This is a genomic window from Nonomuraea sp. B10E15 (assembly GCF_039871615.1).
GTDB lineage: Bacteria > Actinomycetota > Actinomycetes > Streptosporangiales > Streptosporangiaceae > Nonomuraea.
In genome coordinates, this window is the sequence record NZ_JBDPMB010000030.1 from 49570 (window position 1) to 76564 (window position 26995).

The 26995-nt window shown below is 69.1% G+C and carries 27 protein-coding genes; 10 read left to right on the top strand and 17 right to left on the bottom strand.

The window, feature by feature from the left end; all coding sequences use genetic code 11:
• Positions 1-27: 27 nt before the first annotated feature.
• The 4 genes from ABGB14_RS44945 to ABGB14_RS44960 all read right to left on the bottom strand — a co-directional run bounded on the left by ABGB14_RS44945 (position 28) and on the right by ABGB14_RS44960 (position 3192).
• Positions 28-612 carry a TetR family transcriptional regulator gene (locus tag ABGB14_RS44945; RefSeq protein WP_347650008.1) on the bottom strand — a complete coding sequence of 195 codons (585 nt, stop codon included), beginning with the start codon at positions 610-612 and terminating at the stop codon, positions 28-30.
• Positions 596-1981: a hypothetical protein gene (locus tag ABGB14_RS44950; RefSeq protein ID WP_347650009.1), complete on the bottom strand. Its 1386-nt coding sequence runs from the start codon at positions 1979-1981 to the stop codon at positions 596-598. Before ABGB14_RS44950 ends, ABGB14_RS44945 begins: the two co-directional genes overlap by 17 nt.
• A gap of 216 nt (positions 1982-2197) precedes the next feature.
• Positions 2198-2353 (bottom strand): hypothetical protein, encoded by a 156-nt coding sequence (locus ABGB14_RS44955; protein WP_347650010.1) that lies wholly within the window; start codon positions 2351-2353, stop codon positions 2198-2200.
• Positions 2350-3192, bottom strand: a complete 843-nt coding sequence (locus ABGB14_RS44960) for an NAD(P)H-binding protein (protein ID WP_347650011.1) — start codon at positions 3190-3192, stop codon at positions 2350-2352. The genes ABGB14_RS44955 and ABGB14_RS44960 overlap by 4 nt, the downstream gene beginning before the upstream one ends.
• A gap of 358 nt (positions 3193-3550) precedes the next feature.
• Between ABGB14_RS44960 and ABGB14_RS44965 the strand changes: the two genes are divergently transcribed.
• The gene (locus ABGB14_RS44965) at positions 3551-3694 is read left to right on the top strand and encodes a hypothetical protein (protein WP_347650012.1); all 144 of its coding nucleotides are present in this window, start codon (positions 3551-3553) and stop codon (positions 3692-3694) included.
• A gap of 108 nt (positions 3695-3802) precedes the next feature.
• Here the strand turns inward: ABGB14_RS44965 and ABGB14_RS44970 are convergent, their stop codons facing one another.
• From ABGB14_RS44970 to ABGB14_RS44980, 3 genes are read right to left on the bottom strand one after another with little or no spacing between them, the layout of a single operon-like run.
• Positions 3803-3958 carry a hypothetical protein gene (locus ABGB14_RS44970; RefSeq protein WP_347650013.1) on the bottom strand — a complete coding sequence of 52 codons (156 nt, stop codon included), beginning with the start codon at positions 3956-3958 and terminating at the stop codon, positions 3803-3805.
• A 38-nt stretch (positions 3959-3996) separates the two neighbouring features.
• Positions 3997-4668, bottom strand: a complete 672-nt coding sequence (locus ABGB14_RS44975; RefSeq protein ID WP_347650014.1) for a winged helix-turn-helix transcriptional regulator — start codon at positions 4666-4668, stop codon at positions 3997-3999.
• 16 nt (positions 4669-4684) lie between these two features.
• Positions 4685-5374: an alpha/beta fold hydrolase gene (locus ABGB14_RS44980; protein ID WP_347650015.1), complete on the bottom strand. Its 690-nt coding sequence runs from the start codon at positions 5372-5374 to the stop codon at positions 4685-4687.
• A 172-nt stretch (positions 5375-5546) separates the two neighbouring features.
• On the opposite strand from ABGB14_RS44980, the gene ABGB14_RS44985 reads away from it, so the two are divergent.
• The gene (locus ABGB14_RS44985; protein ID WP_347650016.1) at positions 5547-6011 is read left to right on the top strand and encodes an ester cyclase; all 465 of its coding nucleotides are present in this window, start codon (positions 5547-5549) and stop codon (positions 6009-6011) included.
• Here ABGB14_RS44985 and ABGB14_RS44990 read toward each other — a convergent pair.
• A complete protein-coding gene (locus ABGB14_RS44990; protein WP_347650017.1) occupies positions 5985-8726 on the bottom strand; it encodes an AAA family ATPase in 2742 nt (913 codons plus the stop codon). The two genes, ABGB14_RS44985 and ABGB14_RS44990, sit on opposite strands and share 27 nt — an antisense overlap.
• A gap of 669 nt (positions 8727-9395) precedes the next feature.
• Between ABGB14_RS44990 and ABGB14_RS44995 the strand changes: the two genes are divergently transcribed.
• Both ABGB14_RS44995 and ABGB14_RS45000 read left to right on the top strand, forming a co-directional pair.
• Positions 9396-10565, top strand: a complete 1170-nt coding sequence (locus ABGB14_RS44995) for an FAD-dependent oxidoreductase (RefSeq protein WP_347650018.1) — start codon at positions 9396-9398, stop codon at positions 10563-10565.
• Between the two features lie 527 nt (positions 10566-11092).
• A complete protein-coding gene (locus tag ABGB14_RS45000) occupies positions 11093-13198 on the top strand; it encodes a molybdopterin-dependent oxidoreductase (RefSeq protein WP_347650019.1) in 2106 nt (701 codons plus the stop codon).
• 158 nt (positions 13199-13356) lie between these two features.
• Here the strand turns inward: ABGB14_RS45000 and ABGB14_RS45005 are convergent, their stop codons facing one another.
• Together ABGB14_RS45005 and ABGB14_RS45010 are read right to left on the bottom strand one after the other, a co-directional pair.
• Positions 13357-13953 carry a hypothetical protein gene (locus ABGB14_RS45005; protein WP_347650020.1) on the bottom strand — a complete coding sequence of 199 codons (597 nt, stop codon included), beginning with the start codon at positions 13951-13953 and terminating at the stop codon, positions 13357-13359.
• Between the two features lie 894 nt (positions 13954-14847).
• Entirely contained in the window at positions 14848-15429 is a 582-nt protein-coding gene (locus ABGB14_RS45010; protein WP_347650021.1) for a hypothetical protein, read from the bottom strand.
• A 258-nt stretch (positions 15430-15687) separates the two neighbouring features.
• On the opposite strand from ABGB14_RS45010, the gene ABGB14_RS45015 reads away from it, so the two are divergent.
• The 3 genes from ABGB14_RS45015 to ABGB14_RS45025 all read left to right on the top strand — a co-directional run bounded on the left by ABGB14_RS45015 (position 15688) and on the right by ABGB14_RS45025 (position 18442).
• Positions 15688-17220, top strand: coding sequence for an MFS transporter (locus ABGB14_RS45015; protein WP_347650022.1), 1533 nt, complete (start codon positions 15688-15690; stop codon positions 17218-17220).
• Between the two features lie 28 nt (positions 17221-17248).
• Positions 17249-17830 (top strand): TetR family transcriptional regulator, encoded by a 582-nt coding sequence (locus ABGB14_RS45020; RefSeq protein WP_347650023.1) that lies wholly within the window; start codon positions 17249-17251, stop codon positions 17828-17830.
• Between the two features lie 153 nt (positions 17831-17983).
• Positions 17984-18442 (top strand): MarR family transcriptional regulator, encoded by a 459-nt coding sequence (locus tag ABGB14_RS45025; RefSeq protein ID WP_347650024.1) that lies wholly within the window; start codon positions 17984-17986, stop codon positions 18440-18442.
• A gap of 86 nt (positions 18443-18528) precedes the next feature.
• On the opposite strand, the gene ABGB14_RS45030 is transcribed toward ABGB14_RS45025, so the two are convergent.
• The 7 genes from ABGB14_RS45030 to ABGB14_RS45060 form a co-directional block, all read right to left on the bottom strand.
• Positions 18529-19044, bottom strand: a complete 516-nt coding sequence (locus ABGB14_RS45030) for an NUDIX domain-containing protein (protein WP_347650025.1) — start codon at positions 19042-19044, stop codon at positions 18529-18531.
• Positions 19044-19550 (bottom strand): RidA family protein, encoded by a 507-nt coding sequence (locus ABGB14_RS45035; protein ID WP_347650026.1) that lies wholly within the window; start codon positions 19548-19550, stop codon positions 19044-19046. The genes ABGB14_RS45030 and ABGB14_RS45035 overlap by 1 nt, the downstream gene beginning before the upstream one ends.
• Positions 19544-20686, bottom strand: coding sequence for a PLP-dependent transferase (locus tag ABGB14_RS45040; protein ID WP_347650027.1), 1143 nt, complete (start codon positions 20684-20686; stop codon positions 19544-19546). Before ABGB14_RS45040 ends, ABGB14_RS45035 begins: the two co-directional genes overlap by 7 nt.
• 282 nt (positions 20687-20968) lie before the next feature.
• On the bottom strand, positions 20969-21799 hold the full coding sequence (locus ABGB14_RS45045; RefSeq protein ID WP_347650028.1) for a HAMP domain-containing sensor histidine kinase: 831 nt from the start codon (positions 21797-21799) through the stop codon (positions 20969-20971).
• A gap of 37 nt (positions 21800-21836) precedes the next feature.
• The gene (locus tag ABGB14_RS45050; RefSeq protein WP_347650029.1) at positions 21837-22262 is read right to left on the bottom strand and encodes an ATP-binding protein; all 426 of its coding nucleotides are present in this window, start codon (positions 22260-22262) and stop codon (positions 21837-21839) included.
• 372 nt (positions 22263-22634) lie between these two features.
• Complete coding sequence (locus ABGB14_RS45055) at positions 22635-23180, bottom strand: Lrp/AsnC family transcriptional regulator (RefSeq protein ID WP_347650030.1); 546 nt, start codon at positions 23178-23180, stop codon at positions 22635-22637.
• A 91-nt stretch (positions 23181-23271) separates the two neighbouring features.
• On the bottom strand, positions 23272-23853 hold the full coding sequence (locus tag ABGB14_RS45060; protein ID WP_347650054.1) for an XRE family transcriptional regulator: 582 nt from the start codon (positions 23851-23853) through the stop codon (positions 23272-23274).
• A gap of 73 nt (positions 23854-23926) precedes the next feature.
• Here ABGB14_RS45060 and ABGB14_RS45065 point away from each other — a divergent pair, with 73 nt between their 5' ends.
• From ABGB14_RS45065 to ABGB14_RS45075, 3 genes are all read left to right on the top strand, one after another.
• A complete protein-coding gene (locus ABGB14_RS45065; RefSeq protein WP_347650031.1) occupies positions 23927-25141 on the top strand; it encodes a PLP-dependent transferase in 1215 nt (404 codons plus the stop codon).
• Between the two features lie 217 nt (positions 25142-25358).
• Positions 25359-26543, top strand: a complete 1185-nt coding sequence (locus ABGB14_RS45070) for an MFS transporter (protein ID WP_347650032.1) — start codon at positions 25359-25361, stop codon at positions 26541-26543.
• Between the two features lie 3 nt (positions 26544-26546).
• The gene (locus ABGB14_RS45075) at positions 26547-26951 is read left to right on the top strand and encodes a Rid family hydrolase (protein ID WP_347650033.1); all 405 of its coding nucleotides are present in this window, start codon (positions 26547-26549) and stop codon (positions 26949-26951) included.
• The last annotated feature ends 44 nt before the right edge of the window (positions 26952-26995 follow it).

Genomic DNA, 26995 nt, shown 5'->3' on the forward strand with positions numbered 1-26995 from the left:
GAGCGTCTAACCCGCCACACGACCGGTTCACGCTCGCAACTGGGCGAGCGCGGCGTCCAGTACGGCCGGGGCGTCCAGCTCCGGATCGTCCGCCCAGTCGAGCCAGACGGACAGCAGGATGCCGAACACCGCGCCCGCGGCGGCTCTGACCCGGGCGTCGTCCGGCGGACGGGCGAGCCGGGAGGCGACGAGATCGGTGAGGGTCTGCTTGGTCCTGGTGACGTTGGCGAGGCTGGCCGCCCACAGCGCGGGGACGCTGAGCACCAGGGCCTGCCGTTCCCGCTTGGCGGTCACGTCGGCGTCGGTCAGGTCGGTGAACATCGCGCGAAAGGCGTTGCGCAGCGCCTGAACCGGCCCGAGCTCCGCCGGTTGCGCCGCCATGGCCGTGGTGAGGAGGGCGTCGTAGTCGTCGAGGATGACCAGGGATTCCTTGGTCGGGAAGTAGCGGAACACGGTCCGGTGCGAGACGTCGGCCGCCTCGGCGATCTGCTCGACGCTGGTCGCGTCGTAGCCCTGCTCACTGAACAGGCGCAGCGCGTGCCGCTGGATGGACGCCCGGGTGTCCGCCTTCTTGCGCTCGCGTAGTCCGGGGCGATCAGGGTCTGGCGTCATGGGGATCCTTCAGCGGGACGACCGTGCGGTATTTGCCGCCGTGGGACTGCTCCGGCGGTTCCGCGGTACGTTCCAGGATGACATGATCGAGGCCGTGCTCGGCGAGCAGGCCGGCGATCCCGTCGCGCACCTCGCGCCACACCGTGCCGGGGTCCGCTCCCGGCGTGACGCGCAGCCGTACACGCAGGGTCGTGGGCTTTGTCTGGACGATCTGATAGAGCTGGACCCCCGGCGTGCGGTCGACCAGCGTGTTGAGCATCAGCGGCGCGATCACCGCGGAGCCGCCGCCGGCCCCGCTCCCGAAAGTGAGCACGTTGGCCACGCGTCCTCGCACGCGCAGGGCGGGCAGCGGGTTGCCGCACGGGCACGGGTCCGGCCGCTGCAGCACGCTGTCGCCGAGGTCGTAGCGCAGGATCGGCTGCACCCGGTTGGCGAGGTTGGTCACCAGGACGGTGTGCGACTGCTCGCCGGGAGGGGTTGGTGAGTAGTCGGCTTCGACCGGTTCGGCCAGGACCCAGTTTCCGTTGACGTGATACCAGCCGTGCGCGCAGCCCTCGGTGAGGAAGGGGCACTCGCTGGCACCGTAAGTGTCGCGCACCTTGGCGCCGAACGCGCGGCCCAGCAGCGCGTAGTCGTCCTCGGTCAGGGTTTCGCCGGCCGGCTCCACCAGGACCGGCGCGACGCGCAGCCGGCCAGCCTCCTGCTCCGCGGCGAGCATACGCAGCACGCTGCCGTATCCCAGCAGCAGGGCAGGACGGAACGCGTTGAGCTCGGCGACCAGCTCGGCCAGCGGGGCGTGCACGGAGAACAGCCGGATCGCCTTGCGCTGCAGCCGGTGCGCGCGCATGCGGGCGGCGCCGGCGGAGACCATGAAATGCCCGTTCCGCGCGGCCACGATGGCCATCCGCCCGCCGCCGGCCAGGATGCGGGTGATGTCGCGGGCGTTGAGCCAGGAGCCCATCATCCGGGCGCTCATGGCGTAGTTGACCGCGATGTCTCTCTCGTCCTTGACGAAGATCGCCGGATTTCCGGTAGTCCCCGACGTGGTCACCACCAGGTAGCGGCCGAGGAAGCGGGCGCCGATCAGCTCGGGATCCGCCACGAAGGCGCGAGCGCGCTCCAGTGTCACCTCTCGGTCACTGGCCCACCGGTCGTAGTCGGCCATCAGCGCCTTCTTGTCGGTGACCGGCAGTGCAGCCGGGTCGTCGACTCCGTCCGGCAGCCCTCGGTAGAGGTCGCGGTAGTAGGGCGAGTGGGCGCGGGCGTGGGCGACGCTCTCGCGCAGCCGCCGCCGCTGGACCGCGACCCACGCGCGATTCCTTCTGGTACGGCCGGCGTCGAGCAGCAGCCGTGGCATGGTCTCCATCATACCGCTATTATGTCACATCGATGTCAAATGTCATTTGAATGACTGTTTTTGCTCTCGCCCGAGTTGCGACTGGAGGAGCGAGGCGACCCACTCGCCGCCAGCCTGGTGACTGGCCACATCGAGCCTGCTCCAGGCGTTCCCCGGCCGCCCGCAGGGCGCGCGTGTGCATGTCAACGCCCAGACCGCAGCCGTTGATCTGGCTGGCGCGTACGTTGATCATCTCCAGCGTGGTTCGAGGCACCCCCGGCGGGCCTGGTCGAGCAGCGGTTCGAGGGTGCCCCCGCCGACGAGGATGTGGTCGCGGGTCGGCAGCAGATTGCCGACATGGAGGCGGGTGCTGTGTCTACCACTGGCCTCGGGGAGCTCGGTCATGAGGTCACTGTGGGAGCGAATGCCGCCCGATGCCGGGAGACCCATTCGGCATAGGTGGACGCACGCCGTCCGGTGACCTCCTCGACCGTGGGCAGTGTCGCAGCGGGCTCGCCGACTCTTGCCGCGAGCCCGTCGAGGAGTTCGTCGGCGGCCGGCGCCGGCATGCCGTGCTGGACCATCTGCTGCCTGACCGTGTCCCGGGGCAGTTCCTCGAACCGGATCAGCCGGCCGATCGTTTCCCCGATGATCCGCACCCGGTCGAGGTGGGTGAGCGACTGCGGTCCCGTGACGGTGTACGTATCGCCGACGCGCTCCTTGAGAAAGGCGTGGACGGCGACCGCGGCGATGTCGCCCGGGTCGACAGGGGCCAGCGCGGCCTCGCCGTACGCGCCGCGAACGACTCCGCCGACGGCGATCTGGGGCGCCCAGGCGAGATCGTTGGTCATGAACGCGTCCGGCCGCACGAAGGTCCAGGGCAGCCCGGAGGAGGCCACGGCCTGCTCGGCGCGCAGGTGCTGTTCGCCGATCCAGCCGCGCGAGGGAAAGCCGGCAGCGGCGGAGGACAGCAGGACGACGTGCCGCAGCCCTGCCTGCCGCCCCGCGCGGAGAAAGCCGGCGATCGCGTCGAAGACGGGGAACAGGAATACCCGCTCGATCCCGGCCAGCGCGGCGGGCAGGGTTTCCGGCTGGCTCAGGTCGCCCCGCACGATCTCGGCCTCGCCAGGAAGCGAGTGCTCGCCCGGGGCGCGGGTGAGGACGCGGACCTGCTCGCCCGCGTCAAGCAACTGGCGGACGATATTGGCGCCGACATTGCCGGTGCCGCCGGTGACAAGGATCATGGGTCGGGTCTCCTTCGCGTTCGTCGGTCATCCTGCCTCCGGACGCTACGAGCGCGCGGCCCGCACACGAATCCGTCACACGACCGGCTCACGCCATGGGGCGGTTACAGCAAACAGTCATTTGCATACGTTCGTTTACATCCAGGATTACCTGTGCTACTCGGCGTCTCACGGCGGAGAACAGGACGAGATGTCCGACCTGATGAGACACCTTCTCAATCGCGAGATCAGGGAACGACCGGCTGGATACTTCGGCCCGAACCGCGGCCCCGCCGGTCCTGAGCTTCCGCTATCTCGCCAACACGGCCTACCACGGCGACCACACGTTCGGGAACATCTCCTTCCCTGACGACGTAGCGTGATCACGTCACGGAGCGCCCGCGACAAGATGGACGATCTCGCGTACGGAAAGGAAATGCGCTCGAACAACATGTACGGCGCCGAGGCCGAGTGCGACTCCTTCGCAACCTGGAGGCTCCCGGACATCGTCTTCGAGTCCTAGGCCGAGATCGACCTCGGCGGCCAGATCGTCGAGTTGTACCGTTCATCGCCTCGTTCTCGCCGCGGTTCCATGGCTCCAGCGCGGCCGACCTCCTGACGCGGACGCGCGTCAGGTCCAGGGACGGATCGTCCGCCGCGTCGGCGCCGACCGCTCCTCGAAGCGCACCACCGGCGCCGCCGACCGGATCATCGACGGCACCGGCCTGCTCGCCGTGCCCGGCCTGATCAACGCCCACCAGCACCTGTTCCAGGCGTCGCTGCGCACCCTTGAACAATCCGCATGCAGGACCACAGGGCAGGCGGTCAACCGTTGCGTGGCACAGGTGAGGGCTGGCGGAACAGGCGGGGGAGCTTGCGCAGCAGCCAGGGGGCGCCGACGGTCGTGGCGGTGCCGGCGCTCAGGGCGTCGGCGAGCGTGGTGTGGCCTTCGGCGATCGAGAGGAAGGTGGCGCCGTCGATGGTGACGGTGGCGTCCGGGGCCTGTGCGGGCGTGTGGACCATGTCGACGGTGCCGTCGTGGACGCGGGCGTGAAAGGTCTCCTCGTCGATGCGGAACTCGATGACGGCGCGCAGGCCGGCGGCGGCGTCCGGGCTGAAGCAGGCTTGCAGTCCGAGCATCGCCCATCCGGAGCGGAAGGTCTCCGCCGGCCGCCGGTTGTCCATTGCCCACTTCATCCCCCAGCGGGCCATGGCGAGGACCGTGGGGCCGAGTTCCCGCCCGGCCTCGGTGAGGTCGTAGGCGGGCGTGCGAGCGGGCGGCGGAAGCGTGGTCCTACGGATGAGGCCCTCGCCTTCGAGGTGCTTCAGCCGGGCGGCCAGCAGGCCCGTGCCGAGCCCGGGCAGGTTGGCCAGCAGATCCCTGAAGCGTTTGGGGCCGGTGAGCAGCTCGCGCACCAGGAGGAGGGTCCAACGCTCGCCGATCAGGTCAAGGGTGCGCGCGGTCGCGCAGTACTGGTTGTAGGTCCGCTGCTCCACTTCGTCATTCTAGTCTTCACGCTTCCGTTTCTTGAAGCGTCACCGCGTCGAGCAGCAGCCGGGCCAGTGGTTCGGGGTGGGTGACCATGATGTCGTGCGGGCCGTCGCAGGCGACCGTGCGATATCCGATCGCCCTGGCCAGGGCTTCGAACGCCTGGGACGGCGGGCGGCAGCAGACGGCCGTGCCGCTGATCGTGTCGACCGCGCCGGTGAGCCGGCTGGGTTCGCTGAAGGACCGCAGCGCCTGGGGCCGCAGGCGCGTGGACAGCCAGCGGGCGTCCTCCTCGCCGGTGACGCCGTAGCGGGCCGGCGCGGGGGCGGGGATCACGGGTCCGCCCTCGTGCGGCCGGGCCGCGCCACGCAGCGCGGCGACGAACGGCTCGGGTGCCAGGTCGAACAGACTGGCGCCGTCCGGGCCCGCCCAGCCGTCCACCAGGATGATGTGCCGCACGCGCCGCGGCCGCTGGTCGGCGGCCTGCCGTACCACGAGGCCCGCGTAGCTGTGCCCGACGAGGACCAGGTCCGACGCCGCCCGAGCGGCCTGGTCGAGCACGGCGACGATCTGCTCGGCGTGCTCTGCCAGTCCGGCGTCGGGGTCGAGGTCCGGCGTGATCGTGTGGTGGCCCGCTTCGTGCAGGTACGGGACGAGCCGGTCCCAGGCCGAGGGGTCGTGCCAGGAACCGTGTACGAGAACGAAGGTGGTCATTCGCATGTCCTTTTGGTGAGGAGTTTAACTAAGCACTTCCTGTTATTGAAGCATGAGAATTCACTTCTGAAAGCCTCTTGTGGAGGGTCAGGTCATGTGACGGATGCAGGGGAAGTACGAGTCGCCTTAAGTTCTCCGCAGAACCCACGACAACTCGACGAACGAGGTTGCCATGCGAAGAGGGTCGCAGCCGGATGAGGTGGTCCGCGGCTACGCCGCCGCGCAGAGCGCGGGCGACCTGGTCGCCGTGGTGAACGCCTGCCATCCGGACGTGGTCCGGGAGTCGATCCCGTTCGGGCTGCTGTCGCGCGGTCGGCACCGGGTGCGGGAAGCGGTCGCCGCGCTGCTCCGCACCTTTCCCGACTACGACCTGCGGCTCGGCGAGTTGCGCCTGAAGGAGAAGCTGGTCGTGGGGATGGGGCTGATCAGCGCGACCATGGAGGCGCCGCTGGCGGGCCTGCCGGCCACCGGCCGCCGGTTCACGCTGTCGTTCGCGAGTCTCTGGAAGGTGCACGACGGGTTGATCCATCGCGAACTGCTCTTCTTCGACCTGAATCACATGTGCGAGCAGCTCGGCCTGAGCACCTGCGAGCTGGCCGCGCATCTTCGCTCATGGCGTCTCGGCCTCCGGGGATAGCGCGAGCTGCGCCAGCTCGCCCCGGCTCGCAACCTGGAGCTTGGGAAAGGCCTTGTGCAGGTGGTAGCCGATGGTCCGCGGGCTCAGGAACAGCTGGGCCGCGATCTCCCTGTTGCTCATGCCCGAGGCCGCCAGCCGGACGATCTGCAGCTCCTGGGCGGTGAGCTGGTCGATCAGGCCGGTGGGCGCGTTCGCTGCCAGGTGTCGCTTGCCGGCGGCGCGCAGCTCGCCCTGCGTCCGATCGGCCCAGGGGCGCGCCTCGAGCCGCTGGAAGATCTCCAGGGCCGACTCGAGCGGTTGCCGGGACTCGAGCTTGCGGCGGTTCCTGCGCAGCCATTCGCCGTACAGCAGTTCGGTGCGCGCCCGTTCAAGCGGCCGGCCGCTCTGCTGGTGGAGCCGCACCGCCTGCTCGAAGTGGTCGCCCGCCTCCTCCGCCGGAGCCAGCAGCGCTCGACATCGAAGGGCCACGGCCCAGGCCCAGGGCTGCCCGGTCGCCGTCGCGGACGCCTGCACGCGCGCCGCGGCGGCACGAGCGAGGTCGGTTCGGTCCAGCCGGACCGCGGCCTCCACCACGTCCTGGGTGCGGTGCAGGACCATCATCGTGCGCGCCGCGGGGGAGTGCCGGTCGAACTCCAGTGCCCGGCGGATGATCGCCTCGTGTCTGCCGCCCGCGAGATCGAGCAGGTTGAGCGCGGCGCAACGCATGCCGCTGGTCGCCCCGTCGGTCACGTCCGCGATCTCGGCGGCGTGGGCCTGGCAGCGCTCCTCGTCACCCTGGGCCGCCGCCACGTAGGTCATGATGCCGGTCAGCAGGGCCTGGTGATGGTGCTGGCCGATGTCCCTGGCGATGCGGTAGCCCTCCTGCGCGCTGGACAGAGAGTCGCGATACCGGCCCATGAACATCTGCGCGCGGGCCAGCAGGACGAGCGCCATCGGCAACACGCCAACCGCACCTGACGTGCGTGACTCGCGTTCAATGGCCACGGCCCGGTGGTAGGCGGCGGTGTCGTCGCCGATGAGGAGGTCCCAGAGGGCCAGGGCAGCGCGGCGGTGGAGATCGGCCGGCCGGTCCGACCGGGCCAGCCCTTCGATCACCTCGCGCATGGACGACAGCGCGACGGGCGGCTCCTCGGCGGCCATCCGGCCGAGTCCGGAGGCAGCCCGCAGCAGCGGGTGCGCCCGCCGGATTCCGGTGGCACGGGTAGCAGTGCGGGTGACCGCGGCGAAGTCGCAGGCCAGCCAGGCGGCGGTGATCGCGTCGAAGTACATCTCGGCGGCCAGGTCGTCCACACCCTGCTCGCGGACCGCGTCCGCGGCGCCGGCGAGAGTGGTGTGCGCGGTGTCGAGGTCGCCTTGGGCGGTGGCTACGGCGGCGCGGACCTGCGCCAGCCGGGCTGACTCGAGTGGCTCGCTCAGGTCGGGCGCCGCCCGGTCGGCGAGCGCTCCGGCGCGGTGATACTGGCCCAGCTCGGCGGCGGAGCGCGCGGCGGCGGCCAGACGCCGGCCGCGCTCGGCCGGGTCGGGCGTGAGCTGGGCGGCCCGCTCGTAGGCGGCGGAAGCGCCGGCGTGGCCGCCCTTGCCCTCGGCCTGTTCCGCGCCGCGTTCCAGCGCTGCGGCCACGGCCTCGTCTGACCCGGTGGTGGCCAGGGCCAGATGCCAGGCCATCCGGCCGATTGCGTCCGGATGGCCGTCCAGCGACTTGGCCAGCGCGCGGTGTGCCGCCTGCCGGGCCGCGGCTGGCGCGTGCTGGTAGGCCGCGGTTCTGACCAGCGGGTGGCGGAAGACGATCCGGCCGTCGGCGATCCGGACGAGCCCGGCGGCCTCGGCGGGCTCGGCGTCGTACAGGCTGCCGCCGAGGTGCTTGATCGCGTCGAGCACCAGGTCAAGGGTGCCGTCGTCGCAGGCCGCGACCAGCAGCAGCGTTCTGGCATCGGCAGGCAGTGCGGCGATGCGCTCGTGGAAGCCGCGCAGGATCCGGCTGGGCACCGGGCTCATGCCGACGGCGTGCAGTGGCACCTCGCCGGACCGTTGTGCGCCGGTCAGCGTGGCGGGCAGCTCGATCAGCGCCAGCGGGTTGCCCTGGGCCTCCGTGAGCAGGCCGCGGCGCACCTCCGGTGCGAGATCCGGGGCGTGTGAGTCGAGCAACTGTTCCGCCGCGGTGGCTTCGAGCGCGCGGAGCCGGAGCTCGCGCACCCCGGGAGCATCGAACAGCCCCTCGTCGTCGCGCGCGGCGAAGACCAGCACCACGCCCTCGGCGTCCAGCCGGCGCGCGGCGAACAGCAGCGCCTCCGCGGACGCCTGGTCGAGCCAGTGAGCGTCGTCGATCAGGCAGACCAGCGGGCGCTCGTCCGCGGTGTTGGCGAGGAGGGTCAGCACCGCCAATCCGACCAGGAACCGGTCGCTGGCGGCGAATCGCTCCAGACCGAGAGCACCGCGCAGCGCGCGTGCCTGCTCCGTCGGTAGCGCGTCGATCCCGTCGAGCACCGAGTGCAGCAGCAGGTGCAATCCGGCGAAGGGCAGCTCCATCTCCGGCTGGATGCCGGCCCCGCGCAGCACCAGCATCCGATCGCCGGCCAGCACCGCCGCCTGGTCGAGCAGGGCGGACTTGCCCACCCCTGTCGCACCCCGCACGATGAGCGCACCGCTCAGGCCGTTGCCCGCGTCGCCGAGCAGTCGCGTGATCACGGTCTGCTCCTCACCTCGTCCGTAGAGCATCGCCGTCCGCCTCCGTCGGTTCGTCCTCAAGTCTTCGCATGGAGACTCGAAAGTCTCCTCCATGAGACATAATGCGCGAGCCGCGACTCGGGAGGAACGGCGGGGTGCCGTATGGAGGGATCGCGCCGTACACCCGGTCATCTGCCGGATTCGGCCAGGCGCCCCGGGGTCCCAGCGTGCTCATCACACCTGCACCAGAAGGACCCGCCCGAGCCGCATGGAGACCCGCTGACGATCGCAAGAGACCGGCGCCGGGGCCCGTCGACGACGCGGGCGAGGATCGTTGACGCGGCTCGACGCACGGCTACGACCTGGTGCCGATGCGTTCGATCGCCCGTGCGGCGGGGGTCGACAGCCGGATGATGAGCTACCACTTCCGAGGTGGCCGGCGGACCGGTTCCTGCGCCTCCTCGACGATCCGGCCACGGCCGAACTGCTTGCCGTACTGGCGCGCAGCCCTGCCACCCCCGTGGCGGTCGGTCTTGGTGGGGGAGTGGCACCTGCTGCCGGCCGGGCAACTGGCCGCCGGGGACCGCGGCGAGGTGGTCGACCAGGTCGGCCCGGCGCTCCAGCGCTACCTGTGTCCTTGGCCAGCTCGGCGGTCGGCGACTCGTCGCCTGGTCAAATGGCGGATTCGCGCTCCGGGGCCGTGGCATAACGTGAGACGGCGTGACGAAGAAGATTACCGTAATCGGTGGCGGCCTGGCTGGCTTGACCGCGGCCATCACCTGCGCGGAGGCGGGCGCCGACGTGACTCTGCACGAGGCGCACCGCACGTTGGGCGGACGAGGCCGCGCCACGCCCGCGCCATACGTCGCCCACGAGGGCGCGCACGTCTTCTACGCCGACGGCCCGCACTGGAACTGGATGGTCGAGCGTGGACTGACCGGCCCGCTCGGCCGGCCACCCGTGCGCGACGCCGCCAAGATCTCGTTCCTGGTGGACGGTCGGCTGCGCCGGCTGCCGCCCGCGGGCTTCGTCCGGATGATGTTCCTGGACCGGAGCCGGGTGGCGCCCGTCGACGTGGACTTCTTCACCTGGGCTTCCAGCCGGTACGGCGAGCGGATCGCGCGCGTCGCGGCCAACGCCATCAGCGTGGTCACCTTCGACGCCGACACCGGACGGCTGTCGGCGGCCTTCGTGTGGAACCTGCTCCGCCGCGTCTTCGCACCCGGGCCACCCGCGGTCCGCTGGGCGATCGGCGGTTGGCAGGCGGTCATCGACCGGATGGCCGCCCGCGCACACGAGCTGGGCGTGCGCATCGAACTCGGCTCCCGGGTCACCGAACTGCCCGGCGAGCTGACGATCGTCGCGACCGAGCTGGCGTCGGCCCGGCAGTTGCTCGGCGACGACACGCTGCACTGGGAGTGCGGCGAGTGCGTGATGTTCGACCTGGCGGTACGCAGCAGCCGGCGCGACCGGTTCATCTGCTGGGACCTCGACGCCGGCGGCTTCCACGAGAGCTACTCCATGCAGGACCCCACGATCGCGCCCGCGAGCGAATCGCTCTTTCAAATCGACCTGCCGGTTCGCGTTGGGGAGGGCAAGGCGGCCGCGCGGGAGCGGGTGCAGGCGTTCGCCGACCAAACCGTGCCCGGCTGGCGCGATCGGGTGACCTGGCAGCGCGTCGGCACGGCCAAAGGGCGGACGGGCGCGCTGGACCTGCCCGGGCGCACCTGGCGCGACCGCCCCGCGATCGATCGGGGCGACGGCGTGTTCCTGGCCGGCGACATGGTCGCGGCCCCCGGGATGCGCGGTGAGATCTCCGTCAACAGCGCGATCCGCGCCTCCGAGTCTGCTTTGACCGCGCTGCACCTGGATCTACCGCGCACGGCCTGATCTGCCGTACACGAGGATTCAGCGGGCATTGCGCGAGTTGATGTCCCTTTTGCTCTCCCCGCCGCCCCGCGCCCGGCGGCCACCTGTGAAAGACGCGTGGATGACGAGCCGCATGGCAGATTCCGCGCCCGCCACCGCCCGGTTAGCGTTTCGCCCCGGATGTGGATGACCTGAGGAGTGGGAATGCGCGCGATCCGGCAGCGGGACCGGAGCGGGACCGAGCCGTTCGAGCTGGTCGATCTGCCGGTGCCGAAGCCGGCGCCGACCGAGGTGATGTTCAGACCCGATCACCAGAGGAAGCATGAGAGAACAGTTCGTCTTCGCCCTGCCGGCCGCTGCGGACATCTCTGTCGTGGAGGCCGGAGGGGGCGCGGCACAGGCGGGCCCGTCTTCGCCGAAGACGCAATGCGGCTCTCCGCGGTTGGGCCCGCCGTCGATCCTGTCGCCTTTCGGCCTGCCGCTTACGGTGGGCAGGCGGCTGGGCAGCACAGCGTCTCCACCGACGTGGCAGCGGTAGGTTCCAGGACATGGCGGCAAGGATGACGGCAAGCGAGCGGCACAGCGTGTGCAACCTGTGCGAAGCGGTCTGTGGCCTGCGGGTACGGGTCCAGGGCGAGCACGTGGTGTCGATCAAAGGGCTGGAGGAGGACCCACTCTCCCATGGGCACATCTGCCCCAAGGGCGTAGCACTGGCCGACCTGCACCATGATCCCGATCGCCTGCGGCGTCCGGTCCGCAGGGTCGGCGACGAATGGCACGAGGTCGGCTGGGACGAGGCGTTCGATTTGGTCGCCGGCGAGCTGTCGCGTATCAGAGCCGAACATGGGCCCGACGCCGTGGGCGCGTACCTGGGCAATCCGGTCACTCACAGCCTCGGCGCGATGACCCATGCACCGGCGTTCGTCGACCTGCTGCGTACCAGCAACAAATACTCTGCCGGCTCGGCGGACACCTGGCCGGCCCAGTTGGTAGCGCTGCTGATGTACGGTCACCAGTGGTTGCTCCCGATTCCCGACGTGGACCGCACCCACTACCTGCTCGTGTTCGGCGCCAACCCGATCGCCTCCAACGGAAGCCTCATGACCGCGCCTGGCTTCCCGCGCAGGCTGCGTGAGATGCGCGGACGCGGCGGCAAGCTCGTGGTGTTCGATCCGCGCAGGACCGAGACCGCCAAGGTCGCCGACGAGCACCACTTCATCAGGCCAAGCGCTGACGCGGCTGTCCTGCTGGCGATGGTCAACGTGGTTCTGGAGGAGGGCCTGGCCACCCTGCCGGCTTACGCAGACGGTCTCGACGAGGTACGGCGGGGCATCGCCGACCTCACCCCGGCCCTGGCGGCGCGATGGTCAGGGGTCGACGAAGCCGTGATCAGGCGGGTGGCCCGAGAGTTCGCCATGGCGAAGTCTGCCACGTGCTACTCGAGAACGGGTCTAAGCACCCAGCGGTACGGCGCGCTCGCCCACTGGGCGGTTCAGCTGCTCAATATCGTCACCGGCAACCTGGACCGGCCAGGCGGCCTGATGTTCACCAGGCCGGCGGTGGACGGTATCGACAGCGGCACGCTCGCACCCGGACATGTCGGCTCGCACCGATCGCGTGTGCGTGGGCTGCCTGACTTCAGCGGCGAGTTCACCGTCGCCACGCTGGCCGACGAGATCGAGACGCCCGGCCCCGGCCAGATCCGGGCCTTGCTGACCGTGGCGGGCAACCCGGTGTTGTCCTCACCTGGCGGTCATCGGCTGAACCACGCGCTGGCGGGGCTGGAGTTCATGGCGGCGATCGACTTCTACGTCAACGAGACCACCAGGCATGCCCACGTCATCCTCCCACCGACCGGGCATTTTGAGCGCGACCACTATGACGTGCTCTTCAACGCGCTGGCTGTGCGCAATACCGCGCGCTTCAGCCCCGCGCTGTTCCCCCGCTCCGCTGACGCAAGGCACGAGTGGGAGATCTTCCAGGAACTGGCCAGGCGATATCGACCGCGCGGCACGATGAAGGAGCGGCTGATGCTTTCGCTCAGCCCCAACCGCATGATCGACCTCGGACTGCGGCTCGGGCCGTACCGGCTTTCACTGCGCAAGCTGCGCCGCAACCCGGCAGGGATCGATCTCGGTTCGCTACGTCCCGCGCTGCCCGAACGGCTACACACCCCGGACAAGCGCATCGACCTGGCGCCACGCGAGCTGCTCGACGACCTGCCGCGACTGCGCGACTCCGCGCCAGAGGACGGCGAGTTGCTGCTCATCGGCCGGCGCCATCTGCGGGACAACAACTCTTGGATGCACAACAGCGGGCGCCTGATCAAGGGAGCACCTCGGCATCATCTGCTGGTCAACCCCGCAGATCTGGCCGTGTTCGGGTTGAACGACGGCGACACGGCATACGTACGGTCGCGCTCCGGTCGGGTGATGGTCGAGGTCAAGGCCACTGATGAGGTGATGCGCGGCGTGGTCAGTCTGCCGCACGGCTACGGTCACCAGCGTCCGGGCACCCGGATGGCCATCGCCTCCGCAGTACCCGGCGCCAGCGCCAACGACGTCACCGACCCCGGGGTGCTCGACGACGCCAGCGCTACAGCGGTGCTCAACGGTGTCCCGGTTCGGATCGAACCCGTGCGAACCACGGCGTGAGCGACGCGATGTCGAACTTCATGCGGGCCAACGCCGGGCATTGCTGATATTGAGGGCGGTCACCACAGTGAAACCGCGCGGCGAAGACCTGGCGTGCCGTGCACAGACGTTCTGGCTTGCGGTGGTCGGCGTCCTGCACCCTTCGCTGGACGGCCGCTTCACAGGGTGACCCGGGATACTCCGCGACGCCGGTAGAGCCACCAGGCCACTGGCAACCACAGCACTCCCGCCACACAGCACGCGACTGCCATGAGTGGTCCTTGGACGGTGAGCCATCGCAAGACGTACTCGATCACCTGGGGTTGGGGCCCGCTCTGATCCCATGCCTGCGCTACCAGGCCGAACGGTATTCCCGCGGCCATGGCGAGCAGCAGCAGACTGACGACACCAGGTTGCCAGTACGGGCGGCCCACCACGTACGCGCAGGCCAGTGAGACGCCAAGCGACATGCCGAACCCAGTGGCGAGCGTCAGCAGCAAGATCACGCCGGCAGGCAGCAGATCGTCAGTGAGCGGCAGAGCCAGGCTCGCCCCGGCGGACAGAACAGGTAGGGCGCAGCCGAGCAGTACGGCGGCCGGCGTCCCTCGGGCGATGGCAGGGAAGTAGACGAACTCCCAGCCGAACCTTCCGTTGGCGTCTGCACGGGTCGCCGCGGCGTTGGCGCCGAGCGGATACAGCTTCGTGGATCTGCGACGCCAGTCGCGCGGGCCGCGCAGCAGGTCCGTCAGCCCGCCCCGGTCCTTGGCGACGCTCACCAGCGCTCGCCCGGGGTGAGGCGGAAAGAGCGGGAGGCCGCGTCAGGACCTGCTGCACGCCTGCACGGGGACGTGCGGGAGAGCGCCAGTGTCATGTGCTCACCGAGATTCTGCAGCTCCTTCTGCGCCGCCACGTGCTGCCTGAAGGACTCGCCAAGCCCCTTGCCGACGCTCTGGCCACCCGGGCCGGTTCGGGAGCCGTGTGCAGCCCGAACTCCTGTGCCAGCTCGGCCAGGCGGGCGAGGACGCCTGGCCGATGGACAGCGGAGTACGGCGCGATGAACCGGATCAGCGCAAGCATGTTGGCGTAGGGAACGCCTTGCATGTCCAGGGCGATGCGGTGCACCTTGAACGGCAGGCTGAAACTCGCGCGGCTGATGCCGTGCGCAGCGGCTTGTATGGGCTCCTCCCGTACGCTGGTGCCAGGCAACTCGAAGGTGTGCCCTGCGCACATGGTCGGGCTGGCCATCGCCCGTCACGCGGTTCGGGTTCGAGCGCTCGTGACTGCCGAACCGGGCGAGGTGCATCGCCTAGATCACCCCCACCTTCCAGCGCTACCTCACCGGCTGCTGAGGCCATACGCTGCCAATCGCCTGCCCAGTGTGCCCCGAGGAGCGTTCAGCATCATGGCAACGGCATGCTCCGGCCGAGACACGGAGTACACGACGACGCTGAACAGCTGTGGTTTGCCCCCTGGCATCTTTGCTCCTCAATGATCACGCTATATCCTCACTCAAGGACTTTCAAGTCTTCGCATGTGGCTTATGGTCGAATGTCGCCGCATACACGAATGCGCTACCAGGAGCCGCGCTTCGCCGACCATCTCGTCGTGCCTGTGCATCGTCACTACAGACTCGTGGCACTTCAGACGGACTCCCGGCAGGGTCTGTACGGTCACTGGCTCTGGCCCGCTTTCGGTGGTGACGGAACGTGATAGTCCGTGTCGGTGAACGATCCGCTCGCCGTGCTGTGCCACCGTGACGCCGGTGTGACGACAGCCGTGTGCGAGCGGCAGACGTTCCGGGAGCCGTTGCCGGCGAACCGGCGACGATGAGCAGTGGCTGCAAGCTGGGTGATCAAGGTGCCCAGGAGAACTTTTGTCAGCTTCTCGGCCGTGAACAGTGAACGCCCGGGGTTCCACACCAGATCACGCTGAAATACGGATCGAAGATCGGCGCCAGGACCTGAGCAATCGCCTGCTGGATCAACCTGTCCAGCACAGAGGGCACCCCCAACGCCGCGTTCCCCGCCCCCGGGTCTGGGGATCACCGCCCGGCGGACCGGCAACGGCCGATACGTGCCCGCGTCCAACGCCTCCCGGACACCCGCCCAGTGCTCACGGATCCACGGCCGTAACTCCCGCGTGGTCATCCCGTCCACACCCGGCGCGCCCCGGTTGGCCTGCACGATGTGCCGGCCGGCGACGTTGGATGAGCCGAAGAAGAGCGCTTCTCGCTGGGTTTTCCGGATCTCCATCGCCACTGTACGGCTCACGCCTCGACCCCCGAGTCAAGTTCGTGTAACGAACCATATTAGTTCGGTACACGAACTTCAAGTACGTGCGTCGGGAAGATGTTCGTGAATCTGCCCACACATGAGCACCATAAGGTTCGTCACGCGAACTTTCTGGCGTGGCCGGCCCGCCGCGGGTGCCGGACACCCTGCTCCGCGGCCGGGGCGCGGCGAGCTCGTCCACATTTTGAACGAACGTACTACTTGTACTATGGTTCAAGTATGTCGATGGAGAAGGACGTCGTGACGCATGCGGGGACGCCACGTGCCGGAGTGCGGGAGTGGTGCGGGCTGGGGCTGCTGGCGCTGCCGACCGTGCTGTTGGGGCTGGACGTCACGGTTCTCTACCTGGTGTCGCCGAGCATAGCCGCGGAGCTGGATCCCACCGCCGCACAGACGTTGTGGATCATGGACGCCTACGGCTTCTTCATCGCCGGCTTTCTCATCACGATGGGAACGCTGGGAGATCGGATCGGCAGGCGGCGCCTGCTGATGATCGGCGTGGCAGTGTTCGCAGCCGTTTCGGTCGTCGCCGCGTTCGCCCCGAACGCCGGCCTGCTGATCCTGGCGCGAGCGCTGCTCGGCATCGCCGGCGCCACGCTCATGCCCTCAACGCTGTCGCTGATCAGCAACATGTTCACCGACGTCCGCCAGCGGGCCGTGGCCATCGGCGTGTGGGCCACCATGTTCGCCCTCGGCATGGCCGCCGGTCCGATCGTGGGCGGCGTCCTGGTCGACCGATTCTGGTGGGGGGCGGCCTTCCTGCTCGCGGTGCCGGTGGCGATGATCGTTCTGGCCGGTGCGCGTACGCTCCTGCCCGAGTACGCGGCGCCCGGCAAGGGACGGCTCGACCTCATCAGCGTCACCCTGTCGTTGGTCGCCATCCTGCCGGTGGTCTACGCCGTGAAGCACTTCGCCACGCACGGGGTCGACGTGCTGACGCTGCTGCTCGTACTGATCGGCGCGGCGGCCGGGTTCGCCTTCGTCCGCAGGCAACTCCGGCTCGCCTCCCCGCTGCTGGACGTGACGTTGTTCGCCGACCGTGCCTTCTCCGCCGCCTTGGCGGTTCTGCTGATCGGGCTCGTCAGCGTGGGCGGCACGATGTACCTGGTCACCCAATTCCTGCAGTTGGTCGAAGGGCTCTCCCCGGCTGTGGCCGGCCTGTGGATGGGCCCGCCGGCGCTGGCGATGTTCGCCGCCGCCATCGGCGCCCCCATCGTGGCCAGGAGCATCCGGCCGGGGACGGTCATGGCGGCGACCCAAGGGCTCTCCCTGATCGGATACGCACTCTTCGCGACGGCGAACACCGACAGCGCGGTGAGCATCGTGGTCGGATTCGCGTTCGTCTATTTCGGCTTGGGGGCCATCGCCGCGCTGGGCACCGACATCGTCGTCGGGGCCGCTCCGGCCGCGAAGTCAGGGTCGGCGGCGGCGATGTCCGAAACCGTGCAGGAACTCGGGCTCGCCGTCGGGGTCGCCCTGCTGGGCAGCCTCACCACGGCGGTCTACCGTTCCCAGGCCCAGCCGCCGTCGCAGGTGGCGCCCGAGATCGCCGCCCGCGCCACCGCCAGCCTGGACGGCGCCGTGGCGGTCTCCGACAGGCTCCCGCCAGACACCGTCCAAGGCGCGCAGGAAGCGTTCACCACCGGGCTGAACATCGCCTCCCTCACAGCAGGAGCCGCGATTGTGGTCGTGACCGCGCTGTGCCTGCTCATGCTCAGGCACATCCGCCCCATCGGGGAAACCCAGCCGTGATCGTCTAATCTGATGCTCAGGAGGGGGCATGGGCGACGACGACAGATCCACGGATGCACGCAGAGCCAGAGGGCAGAAGCGCCGAGCTGAGATCATCGAGGCCACCCTGGCCGTCGTCCAGCGTGACGGCGCGGCCGGTGTCACCCACCGCACCGTCGCCAAGGAAGCCGGCATACCCGTCAGCCTGAGCACCTATTACTTCGCCACCATCGACGACCTGCTGATCGCTGCCCTGACCAGCATCGTCGAGGCCTACACCGCGCGCATCCGCCACATCATCGACAACCGCGACGACAAGATTCGCGGCCTCGCCGAGCTCATCGCCGAATCCGCAGGCCCCGGACGGGACCGCGCCCTGGCCGAACGCGAACTGTCGACGCTCGCCGCCCGAAGACCCGCCCTACGCCCCATCGCCCGCCGCTGGCGCGAGAGCGTCGCCGAACTCGCCCAGCACTGCACCAACGCCCCCGATGCCGTAACTGCACTCGTCGCGACCTCTGACGGCCTCTGTGCCGCCATCCTGATCGACAACGCACCCGCCGACACCGACTACGTGCATGCCGTTCTGCGGCAAGCGCTCGGCTCCCAGCCCGAGACCACCAAGCAGTGACCGAACCTCAACCCGAAGTCATGGGTTCGCGGCCCGACCTCCCGAGACGGCTTCCAGCAACAGCTCCCTGAAGCCGCCCCGGCCCAGGGACCCTCGGCGCGGGCAGGCCGTGCGGGGACGTAGTTCGTCCCGCGAATTTGTTACCCTTGGGTAGTGAGCAAGCAGGTTGACGGTCCGCTCGGAGTGGTGGCCGCATTGGTGCGGTCCACATTTCTGGTGAACGCCGTGTACACGGAATGCGCCCGCGAGTACGGACTCACCCAGCAGCAGGGCCAGCTGTTGTGTGTCCTGATGGCGCAGCCGTACGGCATGAGCGAACTGGGCGCGATGCTGGGGCTGGCCAAGTCGAGCCTGACCGGCCTGGTGGACCGGAGCGAGCGCAATGGCCTGGTCCAGCGTGGATCTGATCCGCGCGACCTCCGTGCGGTGCGGGTGGCCCTCACCAGGCGGGGGGCCAAGCTCGCCGACGAGTTCTACGCCGAGGCCTGCCGTCGCATCGAGGAACTTGCTGCCGGGTTCGCTCCCGTCGAGCGCGACACGCTCGGTGTCCTGCTCGGCCGCATCGTGGAGGACAACAAGGTGCCCACCGTCTTCATGGAACCGAACCATTGACGCCGGCGGAGGGTAGGCCGCCGTACGAACCAATCGAGTTCGTCGTCTGAACGGCAATCCTGTTGTCGTTGGGGTGTTGATCTCCGTCACGACCAGAACTCGAAGTCCTCGTCGATCTCCTCGCCCGCCAGGAACGGTGCCAGCAGTCTGGGCAGGAGGCGTGGGTAGAACCGTTCTTCACTGGCCACGGCCTCGGCGACGGGCCACCAGCGGAAGTTGAAGTAGTCCTCCTTCTCGTCCTCGTGCCGGCCGGACTCGTCCACCGCTGGACCGCAAGCCTCCAGCCGGACCTCGACGACGACCTCGTTCTGCAGAAAACGCACGTTTCTGTGGCGGAAGCAGGCCTGGCGCCGCCACGTGGGTAGTCCCACCTGCTCCGGCCTCACGACAAAGCCGGTCTCTTCGCGGAGCTCCCTGATGGCGGTGTCCAGGTAGGTCTCACCCTCGCCGATGCCTCCGCCGGGGAGTTCCCACCAGATGCCCAGTTCGGGCGCGGAGGACTCGCGGGTGTGGAAGAGCAGTATCCGGCCGTCAACGTCGCGCACCACGAGCCGGACGACATCACGTTCGACGATGGGAAGGTCTCGGGGAAGATCGAGCATCAGGGTCTGGCGCCCTCTTGACTGCGGCGGTCGCGCTCACGAGCCACGACGATCAGCTCGCATTCGACGGAGACGCCCTCGGGGAGCGCGGTGACGCCGATCGTGGTGCGGGCATGGCGTCCCGCGTCTCCGAACATGTCGATGAGCATGCGTGAGGCGCCGTCGGTCACGCTGGGCAACTCGTGGAAATCGGCTACGCACCGTACGTATGCGTTCATCTTCACGATGCGCTCGACAAGGTCGAGGTCACCCAGCGCGGCCTCCAGGGATGCCAGGCAGCCGAGCACCGCGAGCCGAGCCGCTCGCCTGCCGTCCTCGAGGGAGAGTTCCGCGCCCACCCGTCCCTTGTGACGGAAGCCGCCGTCTCTGTAGGGGGCGTGTCCGGAAACGAAGATCATGTCCGCGTGCCGGATCGCGGGGACGAATTCGTGTGTCGGAGCCAGGTCCGGCCATCGCAGTCCGAGCGTCCGCAACGTGTCCTGGATCCGTGGTGCCCGTCTCAGCATGAGTTCAGGGCCTGGTCGAGATCGTCGATCAGATCCTCTGCGTGCTCGAGCCCGACGGACAGACGCAGGAGGTCATCGGGGAGCGAAGTGCCGGCGCCGTGCGTCGGGGAGGATGCCTGGTGCTGGATGAGGCTGTCCACCGCTCCGAGACTGGTCGCACGCCGGAAGAGCGTCACAGCTCCCGCGACCTGCAGAGCCCTCCGCTGCCCGCCCGCCACCCGGAAGGAGACGACGCCTCCGTAGCCGCTGAGAAGAGACGCGGCATCTGTACGGCTCGGCGATCCCGCCAGGCCGGGATGGTACACCTCGATCACATGCGGGTGGGTGGCGAGGAATTCGGCGATTCGTACGGCATTGGCGGCATGCGCACGCATACGGCATGGCAGGGTCTTCAGCCCGCGGTGGGTGAGCCAGCAGTCGAAAGGCGAAGGGACGGCGCCGTCGATCCATTGGAGCTCGCGCAGTCGTTCGGCAAGCGGGGCCGAATCGCTGAATATCACGCTGCCGCCCACCACGTCACCGTGGCCTGACAGGTATTTGGTGGAGGAGTGCACCACGTAATTCGCCCCGAAAGCCAAGGGCTGGTGAAACATCGGGGTAGCGAAGGTGTTGTCGACCACGTGGACCGCGTCCCGCTGGTGGGCCAGCGACGCGATCGCGCCGATGTCTGCCACTTTCAACAGCGGGTTCGACAGCGTCTCGGTCCACACCAGGGCGGTGTTCGGCTTGAAGGCGCGCCCGAGCGTCTCCATGCTGGTCATGTCGACCGCATCATGCTCGACTCCCCATTCGGAGAGGCGTTTGAGCAGGCGGGCGGTGCCCTGGAACACGTCTTCGGGCAGGAGCACGTGAGCGCCAGGGGAAAGAACCGCGCGCAGGACGGCGCTGATCGCGGCGGAGCCGCTGGAGAAAGCCAGTGCCTCGCCTCCACCCTCGAGGGCGGCCAGTGCACGCTCCAGAGCGGAGCGATTGGGGTTTCCCGCCGCCCCATAGTGATAGCCGCGAGAATGGCTGCCGTCGGCGTCCCGCTCAAAAGAGACCGACATGGTGATCGGCTCTGTGATCGCTCCGGTGCCGGGATCCACATCATGCCCGGCGCGAACGGCGACCGTGTCGATTCTGGTCGATGCCCTCATCGTCCTCGTTCCCTCCGTTCGCTCGGGACGCGGCGAACTTGGCCCGAACACCGCCGGACGCGATCGCCGACGGTCAGCGCCCATGGTCCGCACGCAGCGCTCTGCAATCCAGCTCAACCTTCAGCATCGGCTGAATCGGGGGAAGCTGCTTTCGCCACGCCCGTTCGTGGCGGCGATGACCTCGCGAGCGGAAAGTCAGTCAGTCGCCGGTGCCGAGAGCAGGCGGCGCAGCAAACGTCTGGTGATCTGGAGGAGCGGACGCGGCGCCGAGATGGAGGTCGATCAATGCGTGGCGATGTTGCGGGGCAGCCGGAGCACGAATCGGGTGCCGCCCAGGGGTGAGTCCTCCGCGTGAAGGCTTCCCCGATGTGCTCGCGCTATGACGCGGGCGATCGGCAGGCCCAGGCCGCTTCCGCCCTGGTCACGGCTCCGCGCGGCATCCAGCCGGGCGAACTGGCCGAAGACGGTTTCGCGGTCGGCCTCCGGGATCCCCGGCCCGTCATCGGCCACGGCCAGTTCGACGGTGTCGCCATCTCGGCGAATTTCGATCAGTATCGAATGCCGCGCGTGCCGCTGGGCGTTGTCGAGCAGGTTGCCCAGCAACCGGTTGATGTCGGTGCGGACGGCCTGGATCGTTGCCTCACCGTCGTAGCGCAGGTCGATGTCAACGGTGTCCGGCCTCCAGGAGAGCTCGGCCCGCACAAGTTCGGCCAGATCCACCGTTTCCCGCTCGACGGATGTGTTCGCTTGCACGCGTGCCAGCAGGAGCAGGTCGCTGACGACGGCCTCAAGCCTGCCCAGGTCCCGCAGAGAGTGCGCGACGAGCACGGCGAGATCGGTCTGGTCGGGATGTAGCCGGGCCTCCTCCAGCTGCACACGCAGGCCGGCCAGCGGGGTCAGCATCTCGTGTGCGGCGTCCGCGGCGAACTGCCGCGTCAGCTCCGTTCCGTCAAGCGCGGGCTCCGCGATCGGCCACAGCGTGTGACCGCGGGCCGGATGTCCTGCCATGAGTGAGCCGCCGCTCGCAGGCGAAAGCGCCTGGCCGGACACGCAGACCTTCGTGGAAGGGCGGGAAACGCCGCCCCTTGCCGGGCTTGCTTGGTGCTTGGCCATGTCGTAGCCCTCCCTCTGGAGCAGAACGGCGGCATCGTCAGGCGGCGACGCGCTCCCGGATGGCGGGCGAATGGATGCAGTCGATCTCGCACCACACGCTGATCTGTGCCGGGCTCTGAACGACACCCCAGCGGCGGGAGAGACTGTCGACGATGAACAATCCACGCCCGGCTGTGGCGTCCGGGTCATTGCGGCCGAGTTCCGGCCGGTCTTCCCCGCCGGCGTTGGTGACCTCGATGCGTACAGCACCGTGGACGTGCGCCACCCGGAGCATGAAGTCGGCGCCGCCGGAGGCGGAGTGCTGGACGGCGTTCGCGGCGAGCTCGGAGACTGCCGTGACCACGTCGTCCACGGACGGATGGCCGGCCATGAGGTCGCCGACGAAGTGCCTCACGCGCCGGACTTCGGACGGTCGTGCACCGAACCGGTGGAGCTGGACCGCCTCTGCCTCGCACACATTCATGATCGATTTCCTTCCGCGGCCAGCGGGCTGCCGTGCTGTCCTTGCGTCCCTGGCCTGATCTTCCGTGGGCCGCTCGGGAAGCCTCCCGGTTCGGCCCTCGGAAGCCACACTGCCAAAGCGCGACGTCGATGCGTTGTCGGTCTCGAGCGTGCCGCTGTCGGTTCGCTGTCGAGACGGCGATGGCGCCCGCGCGCAGAAGGCCGGCTATCCCACTGATTCGACCATTCCCGATGGCGAGGAGCCGGTCTCCCCGGGCCGTCGCCGTCGGACGAACAGCATCTCAGGGGCTCGGTCCGGTGAGGATCGGCCTGCACCGGCTGCGCAGGTGCTTGTCGAAGAACGCGGGAACGCGCCAGGAACCCCGCGGTCCTGTCACGGCTCAGGCGTGACGGACGGCTTTCCGCGGACGAGTGGCTGGAGGCCCTGGTCGGGCACGATCGTGGACAGGATGATCGATGTGGTGATCCGCCCCAGCCGGGTGAACCGGTCGATGACCCGTTCGAGGTGCGCGACGTCCGTCACCGCGACCTTCATGATGAAGCACTCGTGTCCGGTGCCGCGATGGCATTCGATGACCTCGGGCGTCTGGTTCACGAGGGCGGCGACTTCGTCCCTGATCGCTCCCACCGCGCCGATGCGAAGGTAGGCCGCCAGCGGGCGCCCGACGGCGGACGGGTCGACACGTGCCCCGTAGCCGGTGATGACGCCGGAGCGCTCCATCCGCCGGACGCGCTCGGTCACGGCGGGACCTGACATGTGCACGCGCCGGGCCAGCTCCGCCATGGACAACCGGGCGTCGGCCTGCAGTTCGGTGAGAATGGCCCAGTCCACCTGGTCCAGGGGCGACGCCGCCTGATGTGCCTGCTTCTGCGGATCGCCGCGGTAGCCGCCGTTGGTAGTCGTTGTGACCCTGCTCACCACATCACCTGTTCATGTGCCTCGGCAGGCAGGCTATGCCCATATCGGCCGTTCCCCCAAGCCCTCGCCTCTCACGTGTAGTCTCGCTCGATCAGTCGAGGCCCACCCCTGGCTGCTGGATCGCCAGAGTGAAGCGGGCCTTCGCGGTCGTGGCGGGATTGCGGTAATGGTGGTCACGGTCACCGCGGAAGACCGCGGAGTCCCCCGCGGACAGCAGCGCCACCTCCTCCGCGACCTTCACCTCCACCTGGCCCTCCATGACCAGCAGGAGCTCGCTGGTCCCGGCAGCGTGTGCGTCGCTGCCGTACGATTCGCCGGGCTGCAGAGTCCATTCCCACAGCTCGACGACGTTCGGCGGTTTCGTGCCGGCCACCAGCTTGGCCTCACCGCCGACGGGTCCCCGCCACAGGACGGCGGCATCCTCCGCCCTGGTCACCGTCAGCGCGGGGGTGTGGTCGACCGCGACGAGCGCGGGCAGCCCGATCCCGAGGGTGTCGGACAGGCGGAGCAGGGTCGCGATGCTCGGATTGGTCCGGCCCTGTTCGATGCTGACGAGCATGCGCCGGCTCATGCTCGATCGGCTGGCGAGTTCGTCCAGCGTCCAGCCGCGTTCCAGCCGGCTCGCGCGCACCCGGCCCGCGATGGCGGCGGCGACCTCGCCCAGCTCCCGCATGTACACGTCCCATCATCTGGTGCACTATTGAATGCATTATAGTGCACTCAATGATGGAAAGGGGAGGGTTGTGGTGGACAGGAATGATGGGCCGGACGACGATCTGCAACGGTTGCGGCTCCAGACGGTGTCGGTGGCGGCCGGCCGGCCGCCACGCCGGCCGGGCGAGCCGCTGAACGTGCCGCTGGTGATGGCGTCGAACTTTCACGCGGCCGGACCGGGGCAGGCGGCGGCAGAGTATTCGCGCGATGACGGCACCCCGACCTGGGCGGCGCTCGAGACGGCTGTCGGAGCGCTGGAAGGCGGGGGCGCCGTCGCGTTCGCCTCGGGCATGGCGGCCGTGTCGGCGATCGTCGAGCTTCTCCCGGTCGGAGCCCGGGCCGTCGTGGCGAGCGACAGCTATTCGGCCGTGCGCACGCTGCTCGCGGCCGGTTCCCCTCCTGGTCGCTGGGAGCTCGACCACGTCGACGTCACCGACACCGGCGCGGTGCTGGCCGCCGCGAGGGGTGCGGACCTGCTGTGGCTGGAGTCTCCCACCAACCCGCTGATGGACGTGGCCGACCTGCCGGAGTTGTGCGCGGGGGCGCGTGCCGCGGGCGCGCTCGTCGCGGTCGACAACACGTTCGCCACGCCGATCCTCCAGCGTCCGCTGGCGATGGGCGCCGACATCGTGATGCACAGCGGGACGAAGTTCATCGGTGGTCACTCCGACCTGCTGATCGGTCTCGCCGTGACGGCCGACCAGGATCTGTACGAACGGTTGCGTGCCCGACGGGAACTGGCCGGCGCCACGCCGGGAGGATTGGAGGCCTTCCTCGCCCTGCGCGGGCTGCGGACCATGGCCGTACGTGTCGCGGCGGGGCAGCGGGCCGCCGGTGAACTCGCCGAACGCCTGCACGCCCATCCCGCGATCGACCGGGTGCGCTATCCGGGATTGGCCGGCGATCCCGGCCACGCGCGGGCGGCCGCGCAGATGGACGGGTTCGGAGCGGTCCTGTCTTTCGAGGTGCGTGGGGGAGCGCGGGCCGCCGATGCGGTGTGCGCGGCCGTCCGCCTGATCCACTCCGCCACCAGCCTCGGCGGGGTGGAGAGCACGATCGAACGCCGGGCGAAACTGCCGGGGCAGGAACACGTGCCCTCCGGCCTGCTGCGCCTGAGCGTCGGCTGCGAGCACGTCGAGGATCTCTGGGACGACCTGGATCAGGCGCTGGTCAGCGCTGCCGAAGCTGGACGGCAGCACCCTCTCGGGCTCCGTCATCGAGGCTCCTCCACCGGGCGGTTGCGGTGATAAATCTGGATATGTAATATCCAGATTCAGGCGGCGATGGAGTGGTCACCGCGTACCGCACACATGAGCGCGGCCCTCAGCCGGGAACGGGTAGGGCCTCCCGGTCGGGTTCAGAGCACTCCGGCGGTTTCGGGCCAGGGCCGCCGGAGGTGCCTGTGAGGGCTGTGGAGCTCGAACGTCCCCTCTTCACGGCTGCATCCTTGGGAGAAAATTCTAGATGTTTCCTATCCAGATAAAAGCAAAGTCGGGAGGGTGGCTCGCGGTTCTCGCGGTAACCTTGGGGATCTTCTCCTTGATGACGTCGGAGTTACTGCCCGTCGGCCTGCTCACCCCGGTCGGCGACGAGCTGGGAGTCTCCGCCGGCATGGCCGGCCTGATGGTCACCGTGCCAGGGCTCGTAGCCGGGCTGGCCGCTCCCCTCCTCACTGTGCGGGCCGGAGCGATCGACCGGAAACTGATGCTGGCCGGGCTGGTCGGGCTGATGGCCGTGGCCAACCTGGCCTGCGCGCTGGCTCCGCACTTCGCCGTCGTGCTGGTGGCGCGCTTCGCCGTCGGAGTGAGCGTCGGAGGCTTCTGGGCGATCGCCGGCGGGCTCGCCGCCCGGTTGGTGCCACCCTCCCAAACCGGCACCGCGACCGCCGTCATCTTCGCCGGCGTCTCCACGGCCTCCGTGCTCGGCGTCCCTGCTGGGACCTTGATCGGAGACATCGCGGGATGGCGGGGTGGATTCGCCGCCGTCGGCGGCCTGGGGCTGGTCGCGCTGGTCTGCCTGCTCCTCCTCATGCCCAGCCTGCCGTCACAGCGCGCGATCGGCTTCGCCGACCTGCTCGCCCTGCTCCGGAAGAACTCCGGCGTGCGGATCGGTCTGGCCGTCGCCGTCCTCCTCATCGTCGGGCACTTCGCCGGCTACACCTTCGTTCGTCCCCTTCTTCAGGGCCTCGCCGACATCGACGACAGCATGATCAGCACGCTGCTCATGGTGTACGGCGTGGCCGGCATCGCCGGCAACTTCGCCGCCGGCCACTGGGTGTCCAAGCACCTGCGCGGAACGCTCGTACTGATCGCCTTCGCCCTGGCGGTGGTCACGGCGCTGTTCGCCGTGACCGCTGCGGGCCCGCTCACGGCGACCATCCTGTTGATCATGTGGGGCCTGGCCTACGGCGGCGTCTCCGTGACGCTGCAAACCTGGATGCTCAAGGCCGCACCCGAATTGACCGAGTCCGCGTCGTCGCTCTTCGTCGCCGCGTTCAACCTGTCCATAGCCTTCGGCGCCCTGCTCGGCGGGCTCGCCGCCGACGGGATCGCCACCGTCGCCGTGCTGTGGGTGGCTTCGGGGCTGACTCTGGCCTCCGCTTTGACCATCGTCTCCAGAAACACGAACACCAGCTCGAAAGGCATCTAGACCATGACACACGCCATCATCAACCCCGAGTCCCTGCACAATCCGGTCGGCTTCGGCTACAGCCACATCGCGCGGGCGTCCGGTGACCTCGTCTTCATCGCCGGCCAGTACGCCTCCGACGGCGACGGCCACGTCACCAGCGGGGACTTCGCCGAACAGGTCAGGCAGTCTTTCGCGAACCTGGGGGCGGCACTCGCCGCGGCCGGTCTCGACTATGGGGACGTCGTGCAGATCCGTACCCACATCGTCGACCACGACATCGCCAAGCTGGGGATCATCGCTCAGGCTGTGCAGGACATCTGGCACGATGTGCCGCCCACGCAGACGCTGACCGGGGTGGCCGCGCTCGCTCTGCCGGACATGCTGTTCGAGGTCGACGCTGTCGCCGTGGCGGGCAGCGCCGGCTGAGCCCGCCATCGGAGGGTGCGGGCCCGGGGCGCCGGCGGGAGCCG